At 61.8% G+C, this 22,020-nt stretch carries 19 protein-coding genes and 1 pseudogene; 10 read left to right on the top strand and 10 right to left on the bottom strand.

The window, feature by feature from the left end; all coding sequences use genetic code 11:
* Positions 1 to 3 precede the first annotated feature (3 nt).
* On the top strand, positions 4 to 1,197 hold the full coding sequence (locus V4T21_RS07750; RefSeq protein ID WP_332715147.1) for an ABC transporter substrate-binding protein: 1,194 nt from the start codon (positions 4 to 6) through the stop codon (positions 1,195 to 1,197).
* A gap of 33 nt (positions 1,198 to 1,230) precedes the next feature.
* Positions 1,231 to 2,430, top strand: coding sequence for an ABC transporter substrate-binding protein (locus tag V4T21_RS07745; RefSeq protein WP_332715145.1), 1,200 nt, complete (start codon positions 1,231 to 1,233; stop codon positions 2,428 to 2,430).
* Positions 2,431 to 2,498: 68 nt separating this feature from the next.
* On the opposite strand, the gene V4T21_RS07740 is transcribed toward V4T21_RS07745, so the two are convergent.
* Complete coding sequence (locus V4T21_RS07740; RefSeq protein ID WP_332715143.1) at positions 2,499 to 2,957, bottom strand: c-type cytochrome; 459 nt, start codon at positions 2,955 to 2,957, stop codon at positions 2,499 to 2,501.
* 221 nt (positions 2,958 to 3,178) lie between these two features.
* On the opposite strand from V4T21_RS07740, the gene V4T21_RS07735 reads away from it, so the two are divergent.
* Entirely contained in the window at positions 3,179 to 3,760 is a 582-nt protein-coding gene (locus V4T21_RS07735) for an RNA polymerase sigma factor (RefSeq protein ID WP_332715141.1), read from the top strand.
* A gap of 5 nt (positions 3,761 to 3,765) precedes the next feature.
* Positions 3,766 to 4,569 (top strand): hypothetical protein, encoded by an 804-nt coding sequence (locus V4T21_RS07730; RefSeq protein ID WP_332715139.1) that lies wholly within the window; start codon positions 3,766 to 3,768, stop codon positions 4,567 to 4,569.
* Positions 4,570 to 4,576: 7 nt separating this feature from the next.
* On the opposite strand, the gene V4T21_RS07725 is transcribed toward V4T21_RS07730, so the two are convergent.
* From V4T21_RS07725 to V4T21_RS07705, 5 genes and pseudogenes are all read right to left on the bottom strand, one after another.
* Positions 4,577 to 5,158, bottom strand: a complete 582-nt coding sequence (locus V4T21_RS07725; RefSeq protein ID WP_332715137.1) for an HI_0983 family protein — start codon at positions 5,156 to 5,158, stop codon at positions 4,577 to 4,579.
* A 45-nt stretch (positions 5,159 to 5,203) separates the two neighbouring features.
* Positions 5,204 to 6,310, bottom strand: a complete 1,107-nt coding sequence (locus tag V4T21_RS07720) for a hypothetical protein (protein ID WP_332715135.1) — start codon at positions 6,308 to 6,310, stop codon at positions 5,204 to 5,206.
* A 146-nt stretch (positions 6,311 to 6,456) separates the two neighbouring features.
* Positions 6,457 to 7,421 (bottom strand): annotated as a pseudogene (locus tag V4T21_RS07715) (glutathione S-transferase family protein).
* A 10-nt stretch (positions 7,422 to 7,431) separates the two neighbouring features.
* Positions 7,432 to 8,295 (bottom strand): VOC family protein, encoded by an 864-nt coding sequence (locus tag V4T21_RS07710; RefSeq protein WP_332715133.1) that lies wholly within the window; start codon positions 8,293 to 8,295, stop codon positions 7,432 to 7,434.
* Positions 8,296 to 8,420: 125 nt separating this feature from the next.
* On the bottom strand, positions 8,421 to 9,332 hold the full coding sequence (locus V4T21_RS07705) for a LysR family transcriptional regulator (protein ID WP_332715131.1): 912 nt from the start codon (positions 9,330 to 9,332) through the stop codon (positions 8,421 to 8,423).
* Between the two features lie 149 nt (positions 9,333 to 9,481).
* Here V4T21_RS07705 and V4T21_RS07700 point away from each other — a divergent pair, with 149 nt between their 5' ends.
* On the top strand, positions 9,482 to 9,859 hold the full coding sequence (locus tag V4T21_RS07700; RefSeq protein WP_332715129.1) for a DUF6841 family protein: 378 nt from the start codon (positions 9,482 to 9,484) through the stop codon (positions 9,857 to 9,859).
* 33 nt (positions 9,860 to 9,892) lie between these two features.
* On the opposite strand, the gene betT is transcribed toward V4T21_RS07700, so the two are convergent.
* On the bottom strand, positions 9,893 to 12,172 hold the full coding sequence (betT, locus tag V4T21_RS07695; protein WP_332715127.1) for a choline BCCT transporter BetT: 2,280 nt from the start codon (positions 12,170 to 12,172) through the stop codon (positions 9,893 to 9,895).
* 136 nt (positions 12,173 to 12,308) lie between these two features.
* Positions 12,309 to 13,202, bottom strand: coding sequence for a helix-turn-helix domain-containing protein (locus V4T21_RS07690; RefSeq protein ID WP_332715125.1), 894 nt, complete (start codon positions 13,200 to 13,202; stop codon positions 12,309 to 12,311).
* A gap of 106 nt (positions 13,203 to 13,308) precedes the next feature.
* Between V4T21_RS07690 and V4T21_RS07685 the strand changes: the two genes are divergently transcribed.
* The 5 genes from V4T21_RS07685 to V4T21_RS07665 are packed head-to-tail and all read left to right on the top strand — an operon-like array spanning position 13,309 to position 19,473.
* Positions 13,309 to 14,583 (top strand): extracellular solute-binding protein, encoded by a 1,275-nt coding sequence (locus V4T21_RS07685; RefSeq protein ID WP_332715123.1) that lies wholly within the window; start codon positions 13,309 to 13,311, stop codon positions 14,581 to 14,583.
* Between the two features lie 57 nt (positions 14,584 to 14,640).
* Positions 14,641 to 15,501, top strand: a complete 861-nt coding sequence (locus V4T21_RS07680) for a carbohydrate ABC transporter permease (RefSeq protein ID WP_332715121.1) — start codon at positions 14,641 to 14,643, stop codon at positions 15,499 to 15,501.
* The gene (locus V4T21_RS07675) at positions 15,498 to 16,334 is read left to right on the top strand and encodes a carbohydrate ABC transporter permease (RefSeq protein ID WP_332715119.1); all 837 of its coding nucleotides are present in this window, start codon (positions 15,498 to 15,500) and stop codon (positions 16,332 to 16,334) included. The genes V4T21_RS07680 and V4T21_RS07675 overlap by 4 nt, the downstream gene beginning before the upstream one ends.
* Before the next feature lie 10 nt (positions 16,335 to 16,344).
* Positions 16,345 to 17,430 (top strand): ABC transporter ATP-binding protein, encoded by a 1,086-nt coding sequence (locus V4T21_RS07670; RefSeq protein WP_332715117.1) that lies wholly within the window; start codon positions 16,345 to 16,347, stop codon positions 17,428 to 17,430.
* 24 nt (positions 17,431 to 17,454) lie between these two features.
* The gene (locus V4T21_RS07665) at positions 17,455 to 19,473 is read left to right on the top strand and encodes an aldo/keto reductase (RefSeq protein WP_332715116.1); all 2,019 of its coding nucleotides are present in this window, start codon (positions 17,455 to 17,457) and stop codon (positions 19,471 to 19,473) included.
* 113 nt (positions 19,474 to 19,586) lie between these two features.
* Here V4T21_RS07665 and V4T21_RS07660 read toward each other — a convergent pair whose 3' ends face one another.
* Positions 19,587 to 20,999, bottom strand: a complete 1,413-nt coding sequence (locus tag V4T21_RS07660) for a DHA2 family efflux MFS transporter permease subunit (RefSeq protein ID WP_332715114.1) — start codon at positions 20,997 to 20,999, stop codon at positions 19,587 to 19,589.
* A 173-nt stretch (positions 21,000 to 21,172) separates the two neighbouring features.
* Positions 21,173 to 21,973, bottom strand: coding sequence for an IclR family transcriptional regulator (locus V4T21_RS07655; protein ID WP_332715112.1), 801 nt, complete (start codon positions 21,971 to 21,973; stop codon positions 21,173 to 21,175).
* Between the last annotated feature and the right edge of the window lie 47 nt (positions 21,974 to 22,020).

Raw genomic sequence — 22,020 nt, 5'->3', positions numbered from 1 at the left:
TCGATGCAGAAATGGACATGGGCGCTCGCCGCATTGGCGGCGCTGACGGGAGCGCCGCACGCCATCGCTCAAGACGGGGCTGGCGAGGCCGCTTGCGTGGAGGATTTCGATCCGGCGGCCGATTATTTCGCCGACAAGGTCACCGCCGAACATTCCCAATTCTGGGAAGCGTCCTATCACGGCAATTACAAGGTGCTGACGGTCGCCGACACCGAGGACTCCTCGGAGGGTAGCCTCACCTATGTGCTCGTGCAGTGCGGCACGCCCGCGCCCGAGCTGACGGGCGATCTCGAAGGGGCCTTGCTGGTCGAAGTGCCCATCGAAAGGTCAATCGTAACCCATCGGAATGCTTTGGCCATGATCGACGAGATCGGGCAGGTGCCCTCGATCGTGGGACTGACCCGGAACTATCTCGGGTTTGCCCAAAGCGATGCCTGGTATTCCGATATCGTCGCTGCGGCGGGCGATCCTTTGGATGTGGGATCGGAATCCGAACTCGATTTCGAGACGACGCTGGCGCTGGAGCCTGACGTGATCTTCATGGCTGGATATGGACCCGGCTATAATGAAGTGACCACGGTGAGCGAGCGGGGTTTGCCGGCGATCATGGTGTCCAACCGGACCGAGCCCACCCCGCTCGGTTCGTCCGAATGGCTCAAATTTGTTGCCGCGTTCTATAATGAAGAAGCGCAGGCCAACGCCATCTTCGAGACGATCAGCGCCGATTATACGGCCATCGCGGAAGAGGTCGCCGGGGGGCTCGATGATTACGAGATCGGCTATGCCTGCCTTGGCGAGGAGGGCGGCTGCGGTTTCATGTTTGCCCATGGCGATAATTCGCTCAACGGACAGATTCTCCAGCTCATGGGCGTGCGCAATCCCTTCGCCGAGGGAAACGACCGGCCGAACGGCATGGATTTCGACTATGAGGCCGCGCTGGGTCGCGTGCAGGACACCGATTTTTTCATCGTCTATTACGTGGCCTCGCCCCAGGCGTTGGCGAGCGATCCGCGTTACCAGAACGTGCCGGCGCTGGCTTCGGGGAACTACATCATCTCGACAGTCGACAATTACAACCAATGCAACGCGGTGACCTATGTGCGCGTCGATCAGCTGATCCGCGACTATGCGATCGGACTGCTGCCCGAGATGTTTCCGGGCGAAGAGGGCGTTTGCTTTCAAGCACCGGCGGAGTGAGGGACTGGAACCGAATTTGAGAGGGAAAACAATATGAAACACGGATTCAGATTGACTGCGATCATGGGCGCGGCGCTGCTCCTGGGGACCCCATTTTCCGTTTCGGCACAGGAGGGCGCAGAGGCCAGCTGCGTCGAGGCGTTCGAAGCGGGCACCGATTATTTCCCCGACAAGGTCGAGCCGCGCCATTCGAGCTTCTGGTCGATCGCCTATCACGACAATTACAAGGTGCTGACCGTACCCAATTCGGAATTTCCCGACAGGCCCGACCTCACCTATGTGCTGGTGCAGTGCGGGACGCCGGCGCCCGAGCTGACGGGCGAACTTGACGGCGCGCTGGTGGTGGACGTTCCGGTCGACCGGACGATGATTACCCACAATAATGGGCTGGCGATGCTCGACGAGATCGGTGCGCTCGGCACGATCGTCGGGGTTTCCAACGGCATGCTCAATTCGGCGGGCAGCGATCACTGGTTCGGACGGGTGCTCGATGTGGCGAACGATCCGCAGAATCTGGGGTCGAGCGGCATCGACTTCGAAACCGCGCTGGGGCTGGAAGCCGATATCCTGATCATGGCGGGATACGGGCCGGGCTACACCGAAGTGGCCGATGAACGCGAACGCGGGCTGCCGGCCATCATGGTGTCGAACCGCATCGAGCCCACGCCGCTGGGGTCTTCGGAATGGCTCAAATTCCTTTCGGCGTTCTACAATCTCGAAGGGCACGCCAATGAGCATTTCGATGCGATCGAGGCGCGCTATCAGGAAGTGGTGGATACCGTTGCAGGGCAGTTGCCGTCCGATTTCAGCGCGGCTTACGCCTGCATCGGCGAGCAGCGGGGCTGCACCTTTATGTATGCGCATGGCGCCAGCTCGCTCAACGGCCAGATACTGGAGACGCTCGGGGTTGATAACCCCTTTGCCGAAGGCAATGAAGCGGGCAACGGGATGACCTTCGATTTCGAGACCTCGCTGGGGCGGGCCGTCGATACCGATTTTTTCATCATCTATTACGAAAAGGCGGTGAACACCGAAACCATCGCCACCGACACCCGCTATCAGAGCTTCCCGGCGCTGGCCGAGGGCAATTATCTCACCGGGACCGACGACAATTACGCCGAATGCGGGGCCACGAACTATGTGCATGTCGACCGGCTAATCCGCGACTACGCGATCGGGATGTTGCCCGATCTGTTCGCGGGCGAAAATGGTGTGTGCTTTACGCGGCCATAGCTGGCGGTATTCAACAAAAAGGGCCCGGAAACCGGACCCTTTTTATGTCGGTGAAGCCGTTGAAAGGCTTATTGCGCGCCTGCCTCGCGGGCGGCGGCGACGTCTTCGACGGTGATGCCGCCGAATTCATTGTCCCAGCCGTTGCGAATATAGGTGCCGATGGCGGCGATCTCTTCGTCGTCGTAGCGTTCGCCGAATGCCGGCATTGCGTTACGGCCGAACAGCAGCGTCTCGATCACGAAACCGGCGTCGGCCAGATGCTCGTTGGCGACAAAGGCCGGGCCCATGCTGCCTTCGCCGGCGGGGCCGTGGCAGGCCTGGCACATGGCGTACTGGCCCTGGCCGGCGGTGAGCAGCGCTTCATCGACCGGAATGGGTTCGGCGGCTTCCACAGGCGCAGCCTCAGGAGCCGGAGCCTCGGCTACGGCCACGTCTTCTTCGGTTGGGGTGGACCAATCATGGGTGAAGATAAAGAGGGTGCCGAAGACCAGCACCGTGAAGCCGACGAGCGCGCCGATGTGTTTCAATGTAAATCTCCGTGAGGTAGGCATATATCGAGTTTCACGCAGCGTGATAGGACGGGAATAATTGTCAGGGAAGACCTCATCCCGGGCAGAATGTCGCACCCTGCTGGGGGAGAAGGCCGGCGTTGAGGCGGAAATGGGTCGCGCGTTTCAAGCTTGGGCTTGATCCTTTCACCGCCTGACCTCTAGGCTATGGTTTGATTGTTGCGCGTGGTTTGGGTTGCATGGACATAGCGAACAGCTCTGCCGAAACGGCAAGCCGGCCGGTTGCGGCGATCGATCGGAATGCAGAGGAAACGGCCGAGCTGGTGCGCCTGGCCCAGGCGGGTGATGTCGCCGCTTTCGAGCGCCTCGTGGCCCGGCAGTACGGTTTTATTTTCAAGACGGCGTTTCGCTGGCTTGGGCATCGCAGCGATGCCGAGGACGTGACGCAAACCGTATGCATGCGTCTTGCCACGGCCTTGAAGAGCTTCGATTGGAGGGCCAGCTTTACAAGTTGGCTGTATCGGATCACGCTCAATGCGGTTTACGACCTCAAGCGTTCGAGCCAGAGGCGCCAGCGTCTGGCCTCGGAAATCTCGCTCGGGGCGACCGAAGAGAGCAGACCGACCCAGGAAGACGAGCTCGCCTTGAGCGAACTTTGGCAGGTGGTGCGCCAATTGCCCGAAAAGCAGCGGGATGCCGTGCTGCTGGTTTACGCCGAACACATGAGCCACGCGGAAGCGGCGGAGGTGATGGGGTGCAAGGATGTGACCGTGGCCTGGCATATCCACAACGCGCGCAAGGCTCTCAAGGATAGATTATGACAGGCATGGACAAGGACCCATTCGAGCGCCTGTCGCAGATTGCGACGCCAGAGCCCGACCCCGCGAAAATCGACGCGGTCGCGGCAATGAGCGCGCGTGCCTTTTCCGCCGAGCTGGCGCGAGCGCCCGAAAGCCGGAAGGGTGGGGGCGGATTTGCCGGATGGATCAGGAGCACCAATTGGCTGATGCCGGCCTCGGCCATGGCCTTCGCCGCTTTGGCTGCGGTCGTCGTTGTTCCGTTGATGGGGCGGCCCGATCTTTTGCCATCGATGCAGGAGCCTGCACCGGCGCCGGCTTCGGTTCCCTCCGAGACTGCGCTGTCGCGCGAGCCGGCGGCGGTTGCTGACGCCGAAGCCGAACTCGAGGCCCAGGCGGGACCGGCACCGGAGGGGCCGGTACGCATGGGCGCCGCGCCTGCGCCCGGATCACAGAATTTGCCGCTCGATTTGCGTGACGATGCTGTTACCCAGAGCTTTAGCTTTGGCGACACCGAAATCATGGTGCGCAGCGTGGACGATGATGTCGCGCTTTACCTGATGGACGGGATGATCGAGCGGCAGTTCGACCGCCGCGTCAAGGAGCCGTCGGAGGCCATAATCGTCACCGATGCTTTTCGTCAGGACAGTGGTTTGTCGGATGTCCCGGTGCTCTTGGTCCAATCCGGCCCAGAGGGGGGACGGCAGCAATGGGATGCCTTTGTCGATAGTGGCGCCGGATACGTTCTATCCGGCGCACTATCGTTAGAAATCCATGATGCGACCGATCGGGGAGAAGTGGTCGCAAGGCTCAAGGGCGTCGAGAGGCGGTAAACGTCTTTTACCGGGCGATGCTGATCGCAGGGATATCGAATGCCGCAAGGGCGTTGATCGCTTCGGCCCGGACCGTGCCGAGGCCACCTAGAAAGTCGCGGGCGCCATCTTCGCCATAGCCGCGGCGGCTGACGGCGACGAGCGCGACACCTTCACCTTCGGCGAGCGGCAGGTAGCGATAGGCATTCCATTCGACCACGATCGGATCGAGGCTCAAATCGCTGACGACGAAATCGAGCAGCACTTCGCCGGTCGCCTCGTTGTGGATGATCTCATGGTTGACCACCGGATCGATTTCCTTGCGCGCGGCGAGCGTTTCCACCTGCGCTGCCGCTGCTTGAGCCGGAGTGATGGCGCCTGCTACCGCTTCCACGAGGATCATATCGGTGTAGGCTTCGACTGCCTGACCCTCGGGTACGTATTCTTGCTTGAAATAGGCTTCGGAAGGCTGCGAGGTCCAGGCGAGGGCATAATCCTGGCCCTGGAAGGAAATCGGGCCCGGAATGCCCAGCATATCCGATTGGGCAAAGGCAGGTGGTGCCGCGAGAGCGGCCATGGCGGCCGCAGCTATCAACTTGGAAATGAGCATGATTGGAAGGCCTCTAGGGTTGATTTTTGATGAAACGGTGGAAGATCATTGCCCGATTTGGAGCACGGTGAACTGGCGCTGTATGAACGCGGAGAACATGGCTCGCGACAGCGGATTGGAGCTTGCGTCCTCGCTGTCCGACGCGATTAAAACAACGGCACTGCAAAGGCCATCGTCCCCCTCGACCACCTCGCTTGCCGGCTCGCCCGGCGCAATGTCCGACATGGTCGCCATCCAGCGTTGCTCGATCAGCTTGGATGCCGCCGTGGCGATATCGCAATCGGGATAGACCACGCTCATCGCGAGGGCAGGGCGGTCGATCTGGATGTCGGCGATAATGCCTCCGAAATAGGGAGGGATGCCCTCGCCGGCCGCCGCCATCTGGTCTTCCAACTGGCTGCGCATGGCATCCATATCCAAATCGCCTTGCATGAGAATGGAGCCGATATCGGCCCCTTGCAGCCCGAAGCCGGGAGAGATCAGCATCGCCTGAACGACGACGCCACTTTCGGATGCTGCATCCACCCCGGCGAGCGCGGTGGCGACGACCGGATGAGCGGCGGCGTTTTCGCCATCGGCCAGAAAACGCTCTACACCCTCCGGCGCGGTGGACTGGACCACCGCATCGGCCAACTGCGCCGCAAACGTTGCCTGACCCAACTGGCCGCGCCAGGGGTTGGAGACGTCGCGCTGGCTGGGGTCCATGCGGTGGGGTTCGCCATTGCCAAGCACCGCGCTGCCGTTGAGGGGCGCGAAGCCCTTGGCCGCGAGTCCGTCGACCAATCCCGCCGCCACCTCCTGATCGGCAAGGCCCCAGATGCTGATCGTCTGCGGAGGCTGGCCTATGCCGGCAAAATAGCGGATCTCGTCGATCCCGATGCCGGCGTTCTCCTCCCATGTTTCAACGTCGCCCATCATCAGGGGGGTGAGCGCGTCGATCACCCCGAAGTCGATGCGCCCGCGGGCAATTTCATCGTCATTTCCTGCCTGCGCGATGGCCTGCATATTGACGAAATAGGCCTGCACCGGCTCGGGATTGGTGACGATGATCTGCGGAAATTTGCCCAGGGCATCGCCGAGCATATCGGCATCGGCGTGAGCCGCCGTGCCGGTCGCGAGAACGAGAAGTGAGGCCAGACAGTAAGAGCGCATGCGATGATCCCTTTTTGCGTTCGCTATCGGTGGATAGGACGTTCGGCGTGGGGCGAAGCTTGGTCTGCTAGCGCTTTATGTGCCGTGAAGGGAATCTTGGCAACAAGGAGCGGCGCGCAGCTTTGTGCCGCGCGCCGCCGTTTTCGTCAGGCCAGGGCCAATTCGGGACCTACGGGGACGATCCCATTGGGGTTGAGCGCCTTGACCGAATAATAGCCGCGCTTGATGTGGTCGATGTTGACCGTTTCGCGGATGCCGGGGATGGCGAGGGTGCGGGCGACATAGGCGCTGAGCGCCGGATAGTCCGCAAGGCGCTTAAGGTTGCACTTGAACAGGCCGTAATAGGCGGCATCGAACCGGACGAGCGTCACGAACAGGCGGATATCGGCCTCGGTGAAATGCTCGCCGCCGAGGAAGCTGCGTCCATCGCTCAGCCGGTTTTCGAGTTCGTCGAGCATTTCGAACACGCCCGCGAAGGCTTCCTCAAGGCTTCCTCATAGGCTTCCTGCGTGGTGGCGAAACCTGCACGGTAAACGCCGTTGTTGAGGCCGGGATAGACGCGGGCGTTGAGCGCCTCGATTTCCTCGCGCAAGGCCGGGGGGTAAAGATCGACCGACTGATCGGCGAGGTCGCCAAAGCCCGAATTCATCATCCGCAGGATATCGGCGGATTCATTGTTGACGATGGTGCCAAGCTTCTTATCCCACAGCACGGGGACCGTGGCTCGGCCGCTGATCTGCGGATCGGCGCGGGTATAGAGTTCATGCATATAGGTCGCGCCGTTGACCACGTCGCGGTCGGAGCCGGGATAGTCGCCGAACCGCCAGCCTTCATCGCTGAGGGCGGGTTCGACAACCGATACCGAGATCACATCGTCGAGCTTCTTGAGCTTGCGCCCCATGAGGGTGCGCGACGCCCAGGGGCAGATGAGGGCGACATAGAGGTGGTAGCGGCCGGCCTCGGCGGCAAATCCGCCTTCGCCGGTCGGGCCGGCGCTGCCATCGGGGGTGACCCAGTTGCGGAAGCTCGAGGTCTGGCGCACGAAGCCGCCTTTTTCGTCGCTGGCCTGGATGGGTTGCCAGTCAGTGGTCCATTTTCCATTTACAAGCATGGCTGTTTCCTCAAGCGATCAGGGTGATGTGGGTGCCCCAGGGGTCGTCGAGCGTGACGGCGGCGCCATCGGCCCGGGTGGGGATGCCGGCCTCGGCGGCGCGGGCGAGAATGGCCTGTCGGGCCGCCTCGTCGCGCATGACGATCTCGACCAATTCAAGGCCTGTCATTCCCGCCGGGCGTGATCCGGCCTGGCGGCTGTTCCAGGTATTGCCGGCGATCTGGTGGTGATAGCCGCCGCTGCCGAAAAAGCTGGCGCCCGGATAGCGGCTGGCTACGTCGAAGCCCAGCACGCCGCCGTAGAAGCGTTCGGCCAGCGCGGTATCGCCGACCTGTAGATGTACGTGGCCGACGGACCCGCCGGCGGGAAATCCCGACCATTGGGTGCCTTCGGACGACGCCACGAGGTCGCCCAGGTCGAGCGCTTCAGTGGTCATGTAGATTTCGCCATCGGGGGTGCGCCAGCGCGAGGGTGCCCGGTCGGCGTAGATTTCGATGCCATTGCCTTCCGGATCGGCGAGGTAGAGCGCTTCGCTGACGATATGGTCGGACGCGCCCTGAACGGGGATGCGATTGTTGACCGCGAAGGTGACCCAGCGGCCCAGATCGGCACGGTTTGGCAGCAGGAAGGCGGTGTGGAACAGGCCCGCCATGCGCGGATCGCGCGGCGCAAGGGATGGATCGCCGGCCAATTCGAGCAATGGCGTGGTGGCCGTGCCGAGGGTGATGGTGTCGCCGCTTTCGGCAATCCGGGGCAGGCCGAGGGCGTCTTCATAAAAGCGGGCGACCTTTGCCAGGTCGCGCACCTTCAACCGGACGCGTCCGATCCGCATTGGCGCGTTGCCGAGATCGAAACTGTCGGGAGCGGTGTTCATGGCGTCTTCTCCTCAGGAAAATTGCGGCGGCGCGGGCCGGCGGCTGCTGACGAGAAGATGGAGCTTTTCGGTGGCGATGATAATCCGGTGGAAAGGAAGATCATTGCCTCCAATATGGAAGCAATCTACCAGCCTTTCTCCCAATGCGGCTGGCCGCGATAGCGTTCGATCAGGAAGTCGACAAGCTTGCGAACCTTTGCAGCCAGATAGCGGCTGTGGGGATAAATGGCATGTACCGCGTAAGGTTCAGGCTCAAAGGTTTTCAAAACTCTACGCAAATTTCCGGCGTGCAGGGCTTGGCCGGCGATGAAGCTGGGGACGCAGGCCAGCCCCAGCCCGGCCTGGGCCGCGCTCAAGCAGGCTTCGGCGTTGGAATAGCGGATGTGCCCGTCCACATGGGCGGTGAATTGCCCGCCTTTGTCATCGCGGAACGGCCATCGGTTGGGCTCGCGGAAATTGGTGTCGATGATGCAATCGAAGCGGGACAGATCTTGAGGGGTTTCCGGTTCTCCGGTTCGTTCGAGATAGTCCGGCGCGCCCACGACGAGGATGCGCACGTCGCAGAGCTTGCGCGCGATCATGCTCGAATCGTCGGCTCGGCCCACCCGGATCGCCATGTCGAAACCGTCATCGACAAGGCTTGCGATGCGATCGGAAAAGTTCACATCAAGATCGATTTCGGGGAAATTGGCGACGAACGCGTTGAGCGCCGGCGCAATTTCCATGGTGCCGAAGGTCAGCGGAGCCGTGAGGCGCAGCCGGCCGCGTGGAGCGTGCGAAGCGTCCCGGATGGCGGCGTCGAGATTGTCGAATTCTTCAAGGAGAGGACGGAGGCGGTCGAAATAGGCCTGGCCTGCTTCAGTTGGGGAAACGGCGCGCGTGGTACGGCTCAAAAGGCGCACGCCCAGAGCGCTTTCCAGCCGCGATACCAGCTTGGAGGCCTGGCCCGAACTCGTGCCCAGCCTTTCGGCGGCGGCGGTGAAGCTGCCGGTTTCCATCACCGCGACGAACATCCTGTCCGATTCGAACCTGTCCAATGGTTTTCCCGCTCCTGAGCTACGTCCTGGCGGAGCCTAGCACCGCCGGTGAGCGAGCGCATAGGGCGGGATTGAGCTGGAGGAGGGAACGGGCGGGGATGAAAATTCGTTGTTCCGGGCGCTATCCCTCGCGCCACAGGAGAGACGCCGTGATCGAGAAAGAAGACGCCCAGGATTTTTTCGAGCGCTATGCCCAAGCCCTTCTCAGTCGGGATGGAAGCGAGATCGCCCGCTACTGGGCGGTGCCATCGCTTGTGGTGTCGGATGCTGGCGCTATCGCCGTCGACAGCAATGACATGATCGTCCAGTTCTTTTCCAGTTCGATGGAGCAGTATGCCGGGATCGAGGCTGTGAAACCGACGATCACCACCTATCAGCCGATTTCGAGCAGCACCGCGTTTTGCGCCATCAGTTGGCAGCATGGCGATGCCGATGGACGCCCGGTCGGCGAGGAATTCGGCGGGTACATGCTCAGGCGCGACGGAGGAGCGATCAGGATCTACGGGTATATGCCCCGGACGCTGTGAGGGCCGGTTCTTTCCTGCCCGACGATCATCGCTTTACTTGTCGTCGATTACTTCGACGTCCTCCGCGCTCTTGGGCACCGTGGAGATTGGACCGGCGGGAGATATCGCCGGTGTGAGTACGGAGGCCGTATCGTTCTCGGAGGAGAAGGTGAGGAACGCAAGGTGGGCTTCGTATCGCTCCAGAATGTCGTCGATGACCTGCTGTTTTGTAAGGCCCATCAGATCGTAACCACCCGAACCGGTTTGCGTGAACACTTCGAGCCGATAGTAGACATCGGTTTCGCGCGTCATCCGGCCACTGAACATTGGTACGGGCGCTTCGACCACTACCACCTGGTAGTGGAAAGCGCGAAAGCCTTCCAGCGTCACTCGAAGCAGCGGCTCTTCGATGCCGGTGGCATTGGTCATGGTGCTCTGTTCGACATCATAGCCCTGATTGCGGAACTCGGCCGTCACATCGTCCAGCGCCGGCCGCACCGTTCGGTCCAAAAACTGGATGGCCTGACGCATCGATGGGAACGCGCGGAGCTGTTCCAGCCGCTGTTTCCAGGAACGTTCGGGCACGTGACCGCCTATGGGGGCGATGGAGCGCCTGTGAAGCACCTGTCCTTCGCGCTCGGCCCGCTCCATCCGCAGCACTTTGTAAAAGGATGACATGACCAGATATGCGATCAGCGTCACCGGCAGCGCGAAGATGAGTGTTGCATACTCCATCGTCGTCACCCCACCGGCGAGCAACATCGCCACGGTGAGCACAGCGGTGATCAACGCCCAGAAAATGCGTAGCCATTTGGGACCGTCCTGGGACGGTTCGGGAATGGAGGCCGAAAAATTCGCCATCACCATGGCTCCTGAATTGGCGCTCGTGAGATAGAACAGCAGCCCCGAGAGCGTGGCGAGACCGATCAGAAACATCGGTGCCGGGAACATCGCCAGCAGCGCATACCAGCCCTGTTCGGGACTTTGCACGGCGAGCTCGGCGAATTGCGTGTTGCCTTGCAGTACCTCATAGATGGCCGAGTTGCCGAACAGCGAGACAATGAAGAAGTCGCAAAGCACAGGCGCGGTGATCGCGGCGATAACGAACTCGCGGAGCGTGCGGCCGCGGGAAATGCGGGCAAGAAAGACGCCGACGAAGGGACCCCACGCAAGCCAGAACGCCCAGAAGAACAGGGTCCAGCTGCCCATCCACTCGGCGCCTTGTGGCTCGTAGGCGAAAGTCTGGAGCGTGCGCGCGGGAAGGGTGACAAAAAACCTTCCGATGTTCTCAACCAACGCGTTCAAGAGAAACGCCGTTTGGCCGGTGAAAAGGATGTAGATCATCATCGCCGCCGCGCTCCACAGGTTCAGTTCGGAGATCCAGCGGATGCCGCGGTCGACGCCCGATGTGGTGGCTGCGATGGTCAAACCCACGGCGACGACGACAAGCGCAATCTGTAGCGTCAGACCGTCGGGGAGGCCGAAGATCAGCGAAAAACCGACGGCGAGCAGAACCACGCCGATGCCCATCGACGTGGCGACGCCGAATACGGTGCCCACCAGCGCGATGATGGAGATGCCATCACCCAGGGGGCCGCGCACGCGCCTGCCGAGCAATGGATAGAGCGCGGCCCTTATCGATAGCGGCATGCCCCATCGATAGGCGAAATACCCCATGGCCATGCCGAGCAGCGCATACATGGACCAACCGGCAATGCCATAGTGGAACATCGTCCAGACCACGGCGTCCTGCAGGGCGGCTGAGGTGCCGCCTTCGCCAGAGGGCGGATAGAGGTATTGTACCACCGGCCCGGTGACCGAATAAAAGAGCATGTCGATGCCGACGCCGGCGGCGAACAGCATCGCGACCCAGGTCACCAGCTTGTACTGCGGCCTCGAATGGTCGGGACCGAGCCGAACGTCGCCCTCCTTGGAGAACGCAACCCAGAGAACGAAACCGACAACGATGGTAACCGTGAGCACATAGTACCAGCCGAGGTTGGTCGCGATCCAATCGACGGCCGTCCTCATTGCAATGCGCGCGTTCTCTGGCATCAGGATAGCCCAGATCGAAAAGGCAATAATTACCGCCGACGAAATCCCCAACACGCGCCAGTTGATGGTGGCGGTGCGCTTTTCGAGCAGTTCTTCAGGGCCCTTGCTAAGGTCGCTGCGCCGTACCGGCGCGTCATCGTCATGGGGGCGGTCGCGCCGGCGCTCGGTGCCGCCGAAACGGCTGCGTTCCAACGGCGCATGGACCTTCGTCGCGCGCGCGCCCGTTCCTTGCTCCTGAGCTTGTTGGGAAGTTTCGTCTTTCGGGGGCTCGACCGGCATTGGGGTATTCCTTCTTCGGGGAGCGTCAGCCCCGTTATATTCTGATAACGCTGCGATGAACTCGGTGGGGAGTAGCCATATGCATAGCATGGTTCGGCGGTTGCTGAAGCCGGTGACCAACAGCCGAACCTCAGAACTATGGTTGAAGGCGCGAACTTGTGGCGTGTTCGCGTGCGGCGCGGCGATAGTCGGTTGGGCTCATTCCAGCCAGCCTACGAAAGGTGGCGTTGAAGGCCGACAGTGATCCAAAGCCGCTCTCCATGGCTATCCCGAGCACATTTGTCTCATCACGCAGCAATAGCGATTGCGCGTAGGAAAGCCGCAGTAGGCTCACATATTCGTTGAGTGTCATGCCAGTGGATTTCTTGAAGACACTCATGGCGTATTTGGGGTGGATATCGACCGAGGATGCAATGGCGCTGGAGTCGATGTCATGCCGGAAATTGGCGCCGATATATGAGCAGATCTCGCCGATGTTGTGGAAGCTCTGGCGGTCCGGGGCCTCGGCGGGCGCAGCATCCATGGTCGTGGCGTCGAGCAACCGATAGTCGTCGAATTGAACGCGCTCGATACGCAACAGCAACTCATCGATACCATGACGAATCCTGGCCGGGTCGGAAGAGCGGAGATAATCAGACCAGCGCGCAAAGGACCCATGGTCGCCCGGATCGGGCTCAGCCGACAGGAGCGTCGCGCCACGCATCAGGCGTTGCTGGATATCGGCCGGCAGCCGCAGGCGGAAGAAGTGGACGAGGGGCAGGTGGATGGCGATGAACAGCGGGCTTTCGCTGGTGTCGACCACCTGATGGGGCAGCCCGCCCCAGAACAGGCAAAGATCGCCCTCGGCCAGATGCACCGCATGGCCCTGCATCTGATAATCGACCCAACCTGAAAACACATAGTTGATTTCGACCTGGGCGTGCCAATGGGCCGTTGCCATGATGCCCGGCTGTTCGTGACTGATCACCAGCTTGTTGGGCACGCTTTCCACCGTGCTCTTGAGCGGGTTCCAGTACCGCTTCTCACCCATCTTACTTTCCAACGACTCCCCCTTCCCATTCAGCGAGACGCCGGCTCCGACTACGATAGTGTAGGAGCAGCCCGAAATCCGGGCAACATAAATGGGAGGAACATCGATGCGTCTAACCATGAGGTGCGCCACGCTGGCGCTTGCGCTCGGGGCGGTGGGCGACGCCCATGCACAATCGGGCGAGATCACCATCTGGAGTTGGGACGTCGCCGCTTCGTCGCTTGAATCGACGATCGAGGATTTCAATGCCCAATATCCCGACGTTACCGTCACCGTCCAAGACCTCGGCAATCAGCAGGTCTTCGACCGCACGCTGGCCGGCTGCGCGGCGGGCGGCTCGGGCCTGCCCGACATCATCTCGATCGAAAACGGGGAAGCGGAGATTTTCTGGGCCCAGTTTCCCGATTGCTTCGCCAACCTCAGGGACCTTGGCTACACCGAGGAGATCGCGTCGGGTTTCCCCGACTTCAAGCGGGTCGAGCTCGAAGTGGGCGAGGTCGCCTATGCCATGCCTTGGGATTCGGGACCTGTGGTGATGTTCTACCGGCGCGATTTCTATGAGAATGCCGGGATCGACCCCACTTCGATCACGACCTGGGATGATTTTATCGAAGCCGGGCTCGCCATCGCCGAAGCCAATCCGGGTGTCGTCATGGCGCAGGCCGATTTCAACGGCGACACCGAATGGTTCCGCATGCTGGCCAATGAGCAGGGCTGCGGCTATTTCAGCGCAGAGGGCGCCGAGATTGGCGTCAACCAGCCCGGTTGCGTGGCCGCGCTCGATGCGGTCAAGGCGATGTATGACGCAGGGATTCTTGTCGCCGGCAATTGGGATGAGCGCATTCAGGCCATCCAGGCCGAGACTGTCGCCAGCCAGCTGTTCGGCGCTTGGTATGAAGGCACGATCCGCACCAATGCGCCCGAGCAAGAGGGGCTCTGGGGCGTATATCTCATGCCTTCGGTCACCGCCGACGGCCCGCGCGCCGCCAATCTGGGAGGGTCCTCGCTGGCCATCACCTCGGTCTCGGACAACCAGGAGGCCGCCTGGGCCTATGTGAACTACACGCTGGGCACCAATGAGGGCCAGGTTATCATGCTCCGGGAATATGGCCTCGTCCCCTCGCTGCTTTCAGCGCTCGAGGACCCCTATGTGGAAGAGACACAGCCCTATTGGGGCGACCAGGCGATTTGGGTCGACATCCTGGGCACTCTCGACCGCGTTGTCCCCTCGCGCGGCACGCCGTTCTTCGGGGATGCCGACGCCGTGATCCAGACCGTCCAGACGCAATATCTCAATGGCGGTTACGAGAGTGCACAAGCAGCGCTCGATGACGCCGCCAATCAGATCGCGCTGGCCACCGGCATGCCGATCGCGCAGTAATCCATCACAGGCATGCGGGCCAACGGGCCCGCATGCACCCTCCGAGGAGATGATCCGATGCGCGCCGGCACGCGAACAGCGTATGGGTTCCTTGCGCCCTATCTAGCGGTTTTCGCGCTCTTCTGGGTGTGGCCGATCATCTATTCGTTCTACCTCTCCTTCATGGCCACGCGCGTCCAACCCTGGACCTTCAACCCCACGTTCAACTGGGGTCGGCTGATCGTCGATCCGGCCTTCGCCAATGCGCTTAAAAATACGCTCATCATCCTCGTCATCCAGGTGCCCGTGATGATAGCACTGGCGACGCTTTTAGCCGTGCTGCTCAATTCACACCTGCTCAAGGCGCGCGGTATCATGCGCTTTGCCTTCTTCGCGCCGGTGGTGGTGGGCGAAGTGGCTTATGCCGCTGTGTTCCGGCTGATGTTCAACGCCGATTTCGGGGTCATCAACAAGCTCATCGCCGGCGTGGGACTTGAGCCGGTTGCCTGGTTCTCCAACCCGACCGCCGCCATGGCGCTCATCATCATGGCTGTTACCTGGCGCTGGGTGGGGTACAACGCGATCATCATCCTTTCGGGCCTGCAATCGATCCCCGAGGACGTCTATGAGGCGGCAACGCTGGACAGGGTATCGAAGACTAGACAATTCTTCTTCATCACCCTGCCGCTGCTGCGTCCCATCATCCTCGTTTGCGTTGTTCTCTCGGTTATCGGCACCATGCAGCTTTTCGCCGAACCCTTCCTGATCACCAATCGCGGTGGGCCGGGCGGGGCGACCGAAACGCTGGGACTGTTCCTCTACCGGCAGGGCTTTACCGTGCTCAATTTCGGCTACGCTTCGGCGGTCGCCTACACCATCGCGGCGCTGGCGGTGGTCATCGCGCTCCTCAATCTCTGGCTGGGGAGGGACGACAAATGAGATCGAAATCGTCCACCACCTTAACCCGAACGCTCGCGCTCCACGCCGTCCTGGTGCCGTTGGCCATCCTCTGGCTGTTTCCGATCTGGATGATGGTTGTCTTTTCCACCCAGCCGGAAAACGCCATCTTCTCGGGCAGCCTCAATTTGCTGCCGTCCGACCAGTTCTGGATCAATTTCATCCAGCTCGAAACCGATACGGGGTTCCTGCGCACCGTCTTCATCTCGGTCGTCGTAGCGCTGGTCTATACGATCCTCTCGGTGCTTTTGACCTCGATGGCCGGCTGGGCGCTGGCCCGCTATCACTTCCTGGGCAAGAGGGCGGTGATCGCCGTCATCCTCGGCACACTCACGCTGCCCTATTTCGTCGTGGTCATCCCGCAATTCATCATGGTGGCGCGCGACTTTGGCCTCGGGAACACCTGGTTCGCGCTGATCGTGCCGCCGCTCTTCAATTCGCTGGGCGTTCTTTTCATGCGGCAATCCTTTTCCATGATGCCGGGGGAACTCTTCGACGCGGCGCGGGTCGAAGGCGTCAAGGAGTGGCAGATCTTCCTGCGTGTCGCCCTGCCGATGGCGCGCCCAACCATCGCGGCCCTGGCCATCATCCTGTTCCTTGCAAGCTGGAATAATTATCTTTGGCCTCTGCTCATCAACAACCGGCCCGACATGATGACCGCGCCCGTGGCGCTCGGCTCGCTCATCGGGCTCACGCGTGTTTCCTGGGGCGGCATCATGACGGGGGCGGTGGTGCTCACGGTGCCGATGCTGATCGTCTTCGTTCTGCTCCAGCGCCATTTCGTGGCCGGCATCGCCGCCGGCGCGATCAAATAGAGGGGGCCTGATGGCCGGTGTCATTCTGAGCAATGTCGTCAAACGCTTCGGGGCGTTCGAGGTGATCCATGGCGTCGATATCGAGGTCGCAGACGGCGAGTTCGTGGTGTTCGTCGGTCCCTCGGGCTGCGGGAAATCAACGCTGCTGCGCATGATCGCAGGGCTCGAGGACATATCGGGCGGCGAGATTGCCATCGGGGGCAGGACAGTCAACGATATCGAGCCGGCCGATCGCGGCATCGCCATGGTGTTCCAGTCCTACGCGCTCTACCCCCATATGAGCGTCGAGCAGAATCTCTCTTTCGGGTTGCGCATGAATAGGCGGCCCAAGGACGACATCGCCCGTCGCGTCGAAAAGGCCGCCGCGATCCTGCAGATCGAGCCGCTGCTCGACCGCCGTCCGCGCCAGCTTTCGGGCGGCCAGCGCCAGCGCGTCGCCATCGGCCGGGCCATCGTGCGCGAGCCGGAGGTGTTCCTGTTCGATGAGCCGCTCTCCAATCTCGACGCCGAATTGCGTGTCCAGATGCGGGTGGAGATCGCGAGGCTCCATTCCGAGCTCGGCACGACCATGATCTACGTCACCCACGACCAGACCGAAGCCATGACGCTGGCCGACAAGATCGTCGTGCTGCGCGAGGGCAAAGTCGAACAGATCGGCGCGCCGCTCGACCTCTATGACGACCCGGCCAACCAGTTCGTCGCCGGCTTCGTGGGCTCGCCGCGCATGAATTTTCTCGCTGCTCGCGTGCTCGAAAACCGACCCGGCAGCGTCCGGCTCGCGCTGGTCAATCACGGCGATGCGGAGCTCATCTTGCCCGTGACCGAAACCCTGGCCCAAGGCGACCCCGTAACCCTGGGCATCCGCCCCGAGCATTTCGGCAGGGCCGACGAGCCCGGTTACAGGCTGACGGTAACGGTCGACGTCGCCGAACACCTGGGGGCAACGAGCTATGTCTACGCCAACATGGCGAGCGGCGAGCAATTGATCATCGAGCGCGCCCAGTCGCGGTCGGAGAAAGACCAGACGCAACTCACAATCACCATTCCCGCTTCCCGCGCTTATCTCTTCGACGGCGCCGGGCGGCGCATCCGCTAACCCTTCTCGAAAGCGATCCCTTCCATGACGCAGCAGCAAAAGGTTCGTTGGGGTATTCTCGGCCCAGGCACCATCGCTCGGGCCTTCGCCGGCGGGCTGGCGCACAGCCAGTCGGGGACGCTCACGGCCATCGGCGCCCGGAATCCGGCCAAGTCCGACTACGCGGAGCATTTCCCCGGTGTCCGCATCCACAATGGTTATGACGCGCTGCTGGCCGACCCCGAAATAGAGGCCGTCTATATCGCGACGCCGCATCCTCAGCACGCGCAATGGGCCATCAAGGCCGCAGAAGCGGGCAAACACGTATTGTGCGAGAAGCCGATGGGGCTGACGGCGTTCGAAGCCGACGCCATGTTCCATGCGGCGCGCAAAGCCAATACTTTCATGGGCGAGGCGTTCATGTATCGCCACCATCCTATGACACGGCGGATCATCGATCTGATCACCGCAGGCGAGATCGGCGAGGTGCGCGCCATCAAGTCGAGCTTTGGCTTCGCCATGCCGCGCTTCGATCCCAAGCACCGGCTCTACGCCAACGACACGGCCGGGGGCGGCATCCTCGATGTCGGCTGCTACCCCGTCTCCATGGCCCGCCTGATCGCCGGAGCAACGATGGGAAAGCCGTTCGTTGAACCTGAAACCGTCTTGGGCGCGGCTCATCTGGGCGAGACGGGCGTCGACGAATGGGCGGCGGCCGTGCTCAAATTCCCAGGCGGCTTGCTCGCCGAAGTCTCCTGTTCGGTCTCGCTCGCTCAAGATAATGTGCTGCGCATCCTCGGCACCAAGGGGCGGATCGAGGTCACCGATTTCTGGTTTGCCACCGGCCACAAGGGCGGCACGGCGATCATCGACATCATCCGCCCCGACGGCAGGCACGAGCCTATCGAGGTCGCGGAAGCCGGCTGGCTCTATGCCTTTGAGGCGGAGGCCGCGAGCCGAGCGATTCTTGCTGGCGAAAATGAGTTCGCCTGGCCCGGCATGGGCTGGGACGACACGCTGGGCAATCTGCGGGTGCTGGACAAATGGCGCCAGACGGCCGGGCTGGAATACGAGATCGAAAAGCCCGCCCTGCGCATCCGCACGCTCAAGGGCGAAACTCTTGGCCTCAAATCCGACCGGATCGGACGCACCAACGTTCCGGGCCTACCTAAACCCATCTCCCGGGTTGTCTTGGGGTTTGAAGATTTCCGGTCTTTTTCCAGCGCCGCCATCCTGCTCGACGCCTTTTACGAAGCGGGCGGCAATGGCTTTGACACCGCCTTCATCTACGGCAATGGGATCACCGAAAAACTGCTTGGCGATTGGCAGGCCTCGCGCGGCGTGCGCGAAAATATCGTGGTGATCGGCAAGGGCGCACACTCTCCGCTCACCTATCCCGAAACCATCGCCAAGCAGCTCGACATCAGCCTAGAAAAACTCAAGACCGATTATGTCGATGTTTATTTCATGCACCGCGACAATCTCGACGTTCCGGTCGGCGAGTTCGTCGACGCCATGGACGCCGAGGTCAAGCGCGGCCGCATCCGCGGCCCCTTCGGCGGCTCGAACTGGACCCGCGAGCGGTTCGACGAGGCCGTCGTCTATGCGCAGAGGACCGGGAAGACTGCGCCGGGCGCGCTCTCGAACAATTTCTCGCTCGCCGAAATGCGCGTTCCCATATGGGAAGGCTGCATCGCGGCCGCAGACAAGGATTGGCGCAATTGGTTCGCCGCGCGGGGCGTCCCCAATTTCGCCTGGTCGAGCCAGGGCCGGGGCTTTTTCACCGAAAGGGCCGGGCGGGACAAAACCGACAATGAGGAACTGGTGCGCGTCTGGTACACCGAGGAAAACTTTTCCCGCCGCGACCGGGCCATCGAGATGGCGCGCAAGCTGGGCAAAAAGCCCATCCACGTCGCGCTTGCCTATTGTCTTTACCAGCCCTTCCCGGTCATCCCGCTGATCGGACCCCGCACGCTGGCCGAATTCGACGACAGCCTGGAGGCGATGAATATCACTCTCACCCCAGAGGACATCGCTTGGCTGAGCGAAGGGCGCCAGGCGTGAGTGAATAGGGCGGGCGAGCGAGCCGATTTCGGCCCGGTCGCCGCCCCGACTGGTCGATGCTGCTCCCACGGCACCCGACGGGCGCCGCTCGCTGGACTTTGCCTCCGACCAACTCACAGACGGGCTGCGTCCGATTCCCCAGGGACATCCCTTATCGTTACGAAAGCCGTCGCCGCGCTGACGAATGCCAGAACGGCTGCAGCGATCATGATCCAGATATAGGATTGAGTAAGCGCTTCGGGTGGCAGAGCTGCGATGTCCGAGCCACCGAAAGCGAAGCCGAGAGCGGCCACGGCGATCAGTCCGCCGACACGAGACGCTGCGTTGTTGATGCCCGATGCTGCGCCACCCGCATCGTCGGGTGCGGCGTCGAACACTGCCGTGGTTAGCGGCGCAACGGTTATGGTCATGCCGAGACCGATGACGAAAAGTCCTGGAAAGAACGCTGTCCAATACCCCCCGGCGGTAACGAGCAGTGCCAGGACGACGTAACCGGCCCCGGTGACTGCGGGCCCGGCAATGAGCATGATGCGCGTCCCGATGCTCTTGGCGAGCGAGCCGGCAAACCGCGACCCCAGGCCCAGCAAGATCGAGAATGGCAGTAACGCAGCACCGGCGGCAGCGGCACTGTATCCCTGCGCGTAGATCAGCACGAAGGGCAGGATGAACAGCGAGCCTGACAGCGACGCGTAAAGAGTTACCGTTAGCAGGTTCGCGCCGGAAAACTGGCTGTTGGAAAACAGGGCGAGCGGTACGAGCGGTTCGCTGGCGCGCGCTTCGATCACGACGAATGCGATAGCGAACGGGATAGCTGCAAGCATTGCAACGGCACCCACGATCCCATTGCCTTCTCCGGCAGCGATAAGGCCATAGGAAAGAAGGCCCAGGCCAGCGACCATCACGATGGTGCCACCGAAATCGAAATTGCGTTGCGTACGGTGGCCCGGCGCGCTGGCGATCTTATAGCCCATGACCAGAGCGGCGACGGCAATGGGAATATTGATATAGAAGATCGTCCGCCATCCGACCGCGTCCACGAGCCAGCCGCCTAAAGGTGGCCCCAGAGCTGTGGTAATTGCACCAGCGGCTGCCCAGGTGCCTATGGCTTTTCCTCTATCGTCCCCCGTATAGGCCGAGCCGATAAGCGCCAGGCTGGTCGGGATGAGAAATGCAGCGGCGATTCCCTGGATGACACGGGCGCCGATCAGCGTGATCGGGGTCGGCGCGAGCGCGCACGCAATCGAGGCGAGCGCGAATCCCACAAGCCCGCCAAGGAAAATCTTGCGCTGGCCGAAGCGGTCACCCACCGTGCCACCAAGCAGAATGAGGCTTGCGAGCATAAGCATGTAGCCATTGACGACCCATTGGGTCATTGCGAGCCCGGCGCCGAGGTCTTCCTGGATTGCGGGAAGTGCCACATTGACCACGGAACCATCGATGAACCCGAGGCTGGATCCCAGTATGGTCGCCGGCAATACCCATCGCGTATCTCGCGCAGTCGCTTCGCCCTGGTTCGGATCGGTCATGAGCCTTCCTTTTGTCGAAGCCAGAGTGCCCGACGCGCGATCCCGGCGCTAGAGCTTAAAGTCGATCACCCAGCGCCCGAGCAGCCAGCGCTTCCGGGCCGGGAAGGGGAGCCCGATCCCGGTCGGTTTTTTAGGCTTCTTTGCTCGGTTTCCTGCCAGGTCGCAACGGAAGCTTATCGCTGCGTCCAACCGAGTTTTCGTGCGATGTTGGCGGCGCTTTGGCGCACGCGGTGCTTGAGATCGGGTTCGGTCTGATCGACCTTGTTGTCGGGCACCACGATCGAAATTGTTGCCCGGCAGACTCCCGCGCCATCGAGGATGGGCGCGGCGATACAGGCGATTGAATATGCCGATTCCCCGGCCTGTATGCAAAGTCCGGCCTCGAGAACTTGCCGCGATGTTACGGTGAGGATTTCGATATCGGTTTCGGCCCGCCCGGTGGGAGAGGGCCGATTGGCACGGCTAAAGATGGTCCGCCGCTCGTCTTCAGGCAGATGCCCCACAAGCAGGCGGCCTGAAGCAGACCAGTTGAGCGGGGTGCGCGAGCCAATCTGGGAGGCCACTTGGAAATGGTCAGGGCCATCGATCATGCCCAGGACCACCATATGATCGTCATCGCGGCCGCAAAGCTGGACAGTTTCGCCCGAAGCATTGGCCAAAATACTCATCTCGTGATTGGCGACGGTGAGCAAATCGAGGTGCCGCGCATAGGTCAGGCCATAGTGGTAAAGCCTATGGCCGAACCAGAGCGTGCCGTTGTCGAACCGCTCCAGCATCTCCTTTTCCACCAGATCCTCCACGAGAGTATAGATCGTCGAAAGCGGGGCGCCCACGGCGCGCGCAATCTCGTAGGCCGTGGCCGGGGAGTCGTTGCGTTGAAGGAAGTCGAGTGTCTGCAGGATGCGATCGAGCGCGCTGGTGCGGGTGCGTTTGGCCTTGGCCGTCATGTCCTGGGTTTCGCCCAAAGTGCTCATTTTTACGCCTGCTATATGTGCTTGCGCGCCAGATTGCATTTTTTGAC

This window comes from Pelagibacterium mangrovi (assembly GCF_036662815.1).
Classification (GTDB): Bacteria; Pseudomonadota; Alphaproteobacteria; order Rhizobiales; family Devosiaceae; genus Pelagibacterium; species Pelagibacterium mangrovi.
This window is presented reverse-complemented; position numbering and strand designations above follow the sequence as displayed.

Excerpts from the sequence above, each read along its gene's own strand:
- betT (WP_332715127.1), bottom strand. The coding sequence starts at position 12,172 with ATGCCGGTCGAGCCCCCGAAAGACGAAACTTCCCAACAAGCTCAGGAG.
- V4T21_RS07675 (WP_332715119.1), top strand. The coding sequence starts at position 15,498 with ATGAGATCGAAATCGTCCACCACCTTAACCCGAACGCTCGCGCTCCAC.
- V4T21_RS07680 (WP_332715121.1), top strand. The coding sequence starts at position 14,641 with ATGCGCGCCGGCACGCGAACAGCGTATGGGTTCCTTGCGCCCTATCTA.
- V4T21_RS07655 (WP_332715112.1), bottom strand. The coding sequence starts at position 21,973 with ATGAGCACTTTGGGCGAAACCCAGGACATGACGGCCAAGGCCAAACGC.
- V4T21_RS07745 (WP_332715145.1), top strand. The coding sequence starts at position 1,231 with ATGAAACACGGATTCAGATTGACTGCGATCATGGGCGCGGCGCTGCTC.
- V4T21_RS07735 (WP_332715141.1), top strand. The coding sequence starts at position 3,179 with ATGGACATAGCGAACAGCTCTGCCGAAACGGCAAGCCGGCCGGTTGCG.
- V4T21_RS07750 (WP_332715147.1), top strand. The coding sequence starts at position 4 with ATGCAGAAATGGACATGGGCGCTCGCCGCATTGGCGGCGCTGACGGGA.
- V4T21_RS07670 (WP_332715117.1), top strand. The coding sequence starts at position 16,345 with ATGGCCGGTGTCATTCTGAGCAATGTCGTCAAACGCTTCGGGGCGTTC.
- V4T21_RS07690 (WP_332715125.1), bottom strand. The coding sequence starts at position 13,202 with ATGGGTGAGAAGCGGTACTGGAACCCGCTCAAGAGCACGGTGGAAAGC.
- V4T21_RS07665 (WP_332715116.1), top strand. The coding sequence starts at position 17,455 with ATGACGCAGCAGCAAAAGGTTCGTTGGGGTATTCTCGGCCCAGGCACC.
- V4T21_RS07720 (WP_332715135.1), bottom strand. The coding sequence starts at position 6,310 with ATGCGCTCTTACTGTCTGGCCTCACTTCTCGTTCTCGCGACCGGCACG.
- V4T21_RS07710 (WP_332715133.1), bottom strand. The coding sequence starts at position 8,295 with ATGAACACCGCTCCCGACAGTTTCGATCTCGGCAACGCGCCAATGCGG.
- V4T21_RS07730 (WP_332715139.1), top strand. The coding sequence starts at position 3,766 with ATGGACAAGGACCCATTCGAGCGCCTGTCGCAGATTGCGACGCCAGAG.
- V4T21_RS07685 (WP_332715123.1), top strand. The coding sequence starts at position 13,309 with ATGCGTCTAACCATGAGGTGCGCCACGCTGGCGCTTGCGCTCGGGGCG.
- V4T21_RS07725 (WP_332715137.1), bottom strand. The coding sequence starts at position 5,158 with ATGCTCATTTCCAAGTTGATAGCTGCGGCCGCCATGGCCGCTCTCGCG.
- V4T21_RS07660 (WP_332715114.1), bottom strand. The coding sequence starts at position 20,999 with ATGACCGATCCGAACCAGGGCGAAGCGACTGCGCGAGATACGCGATGG.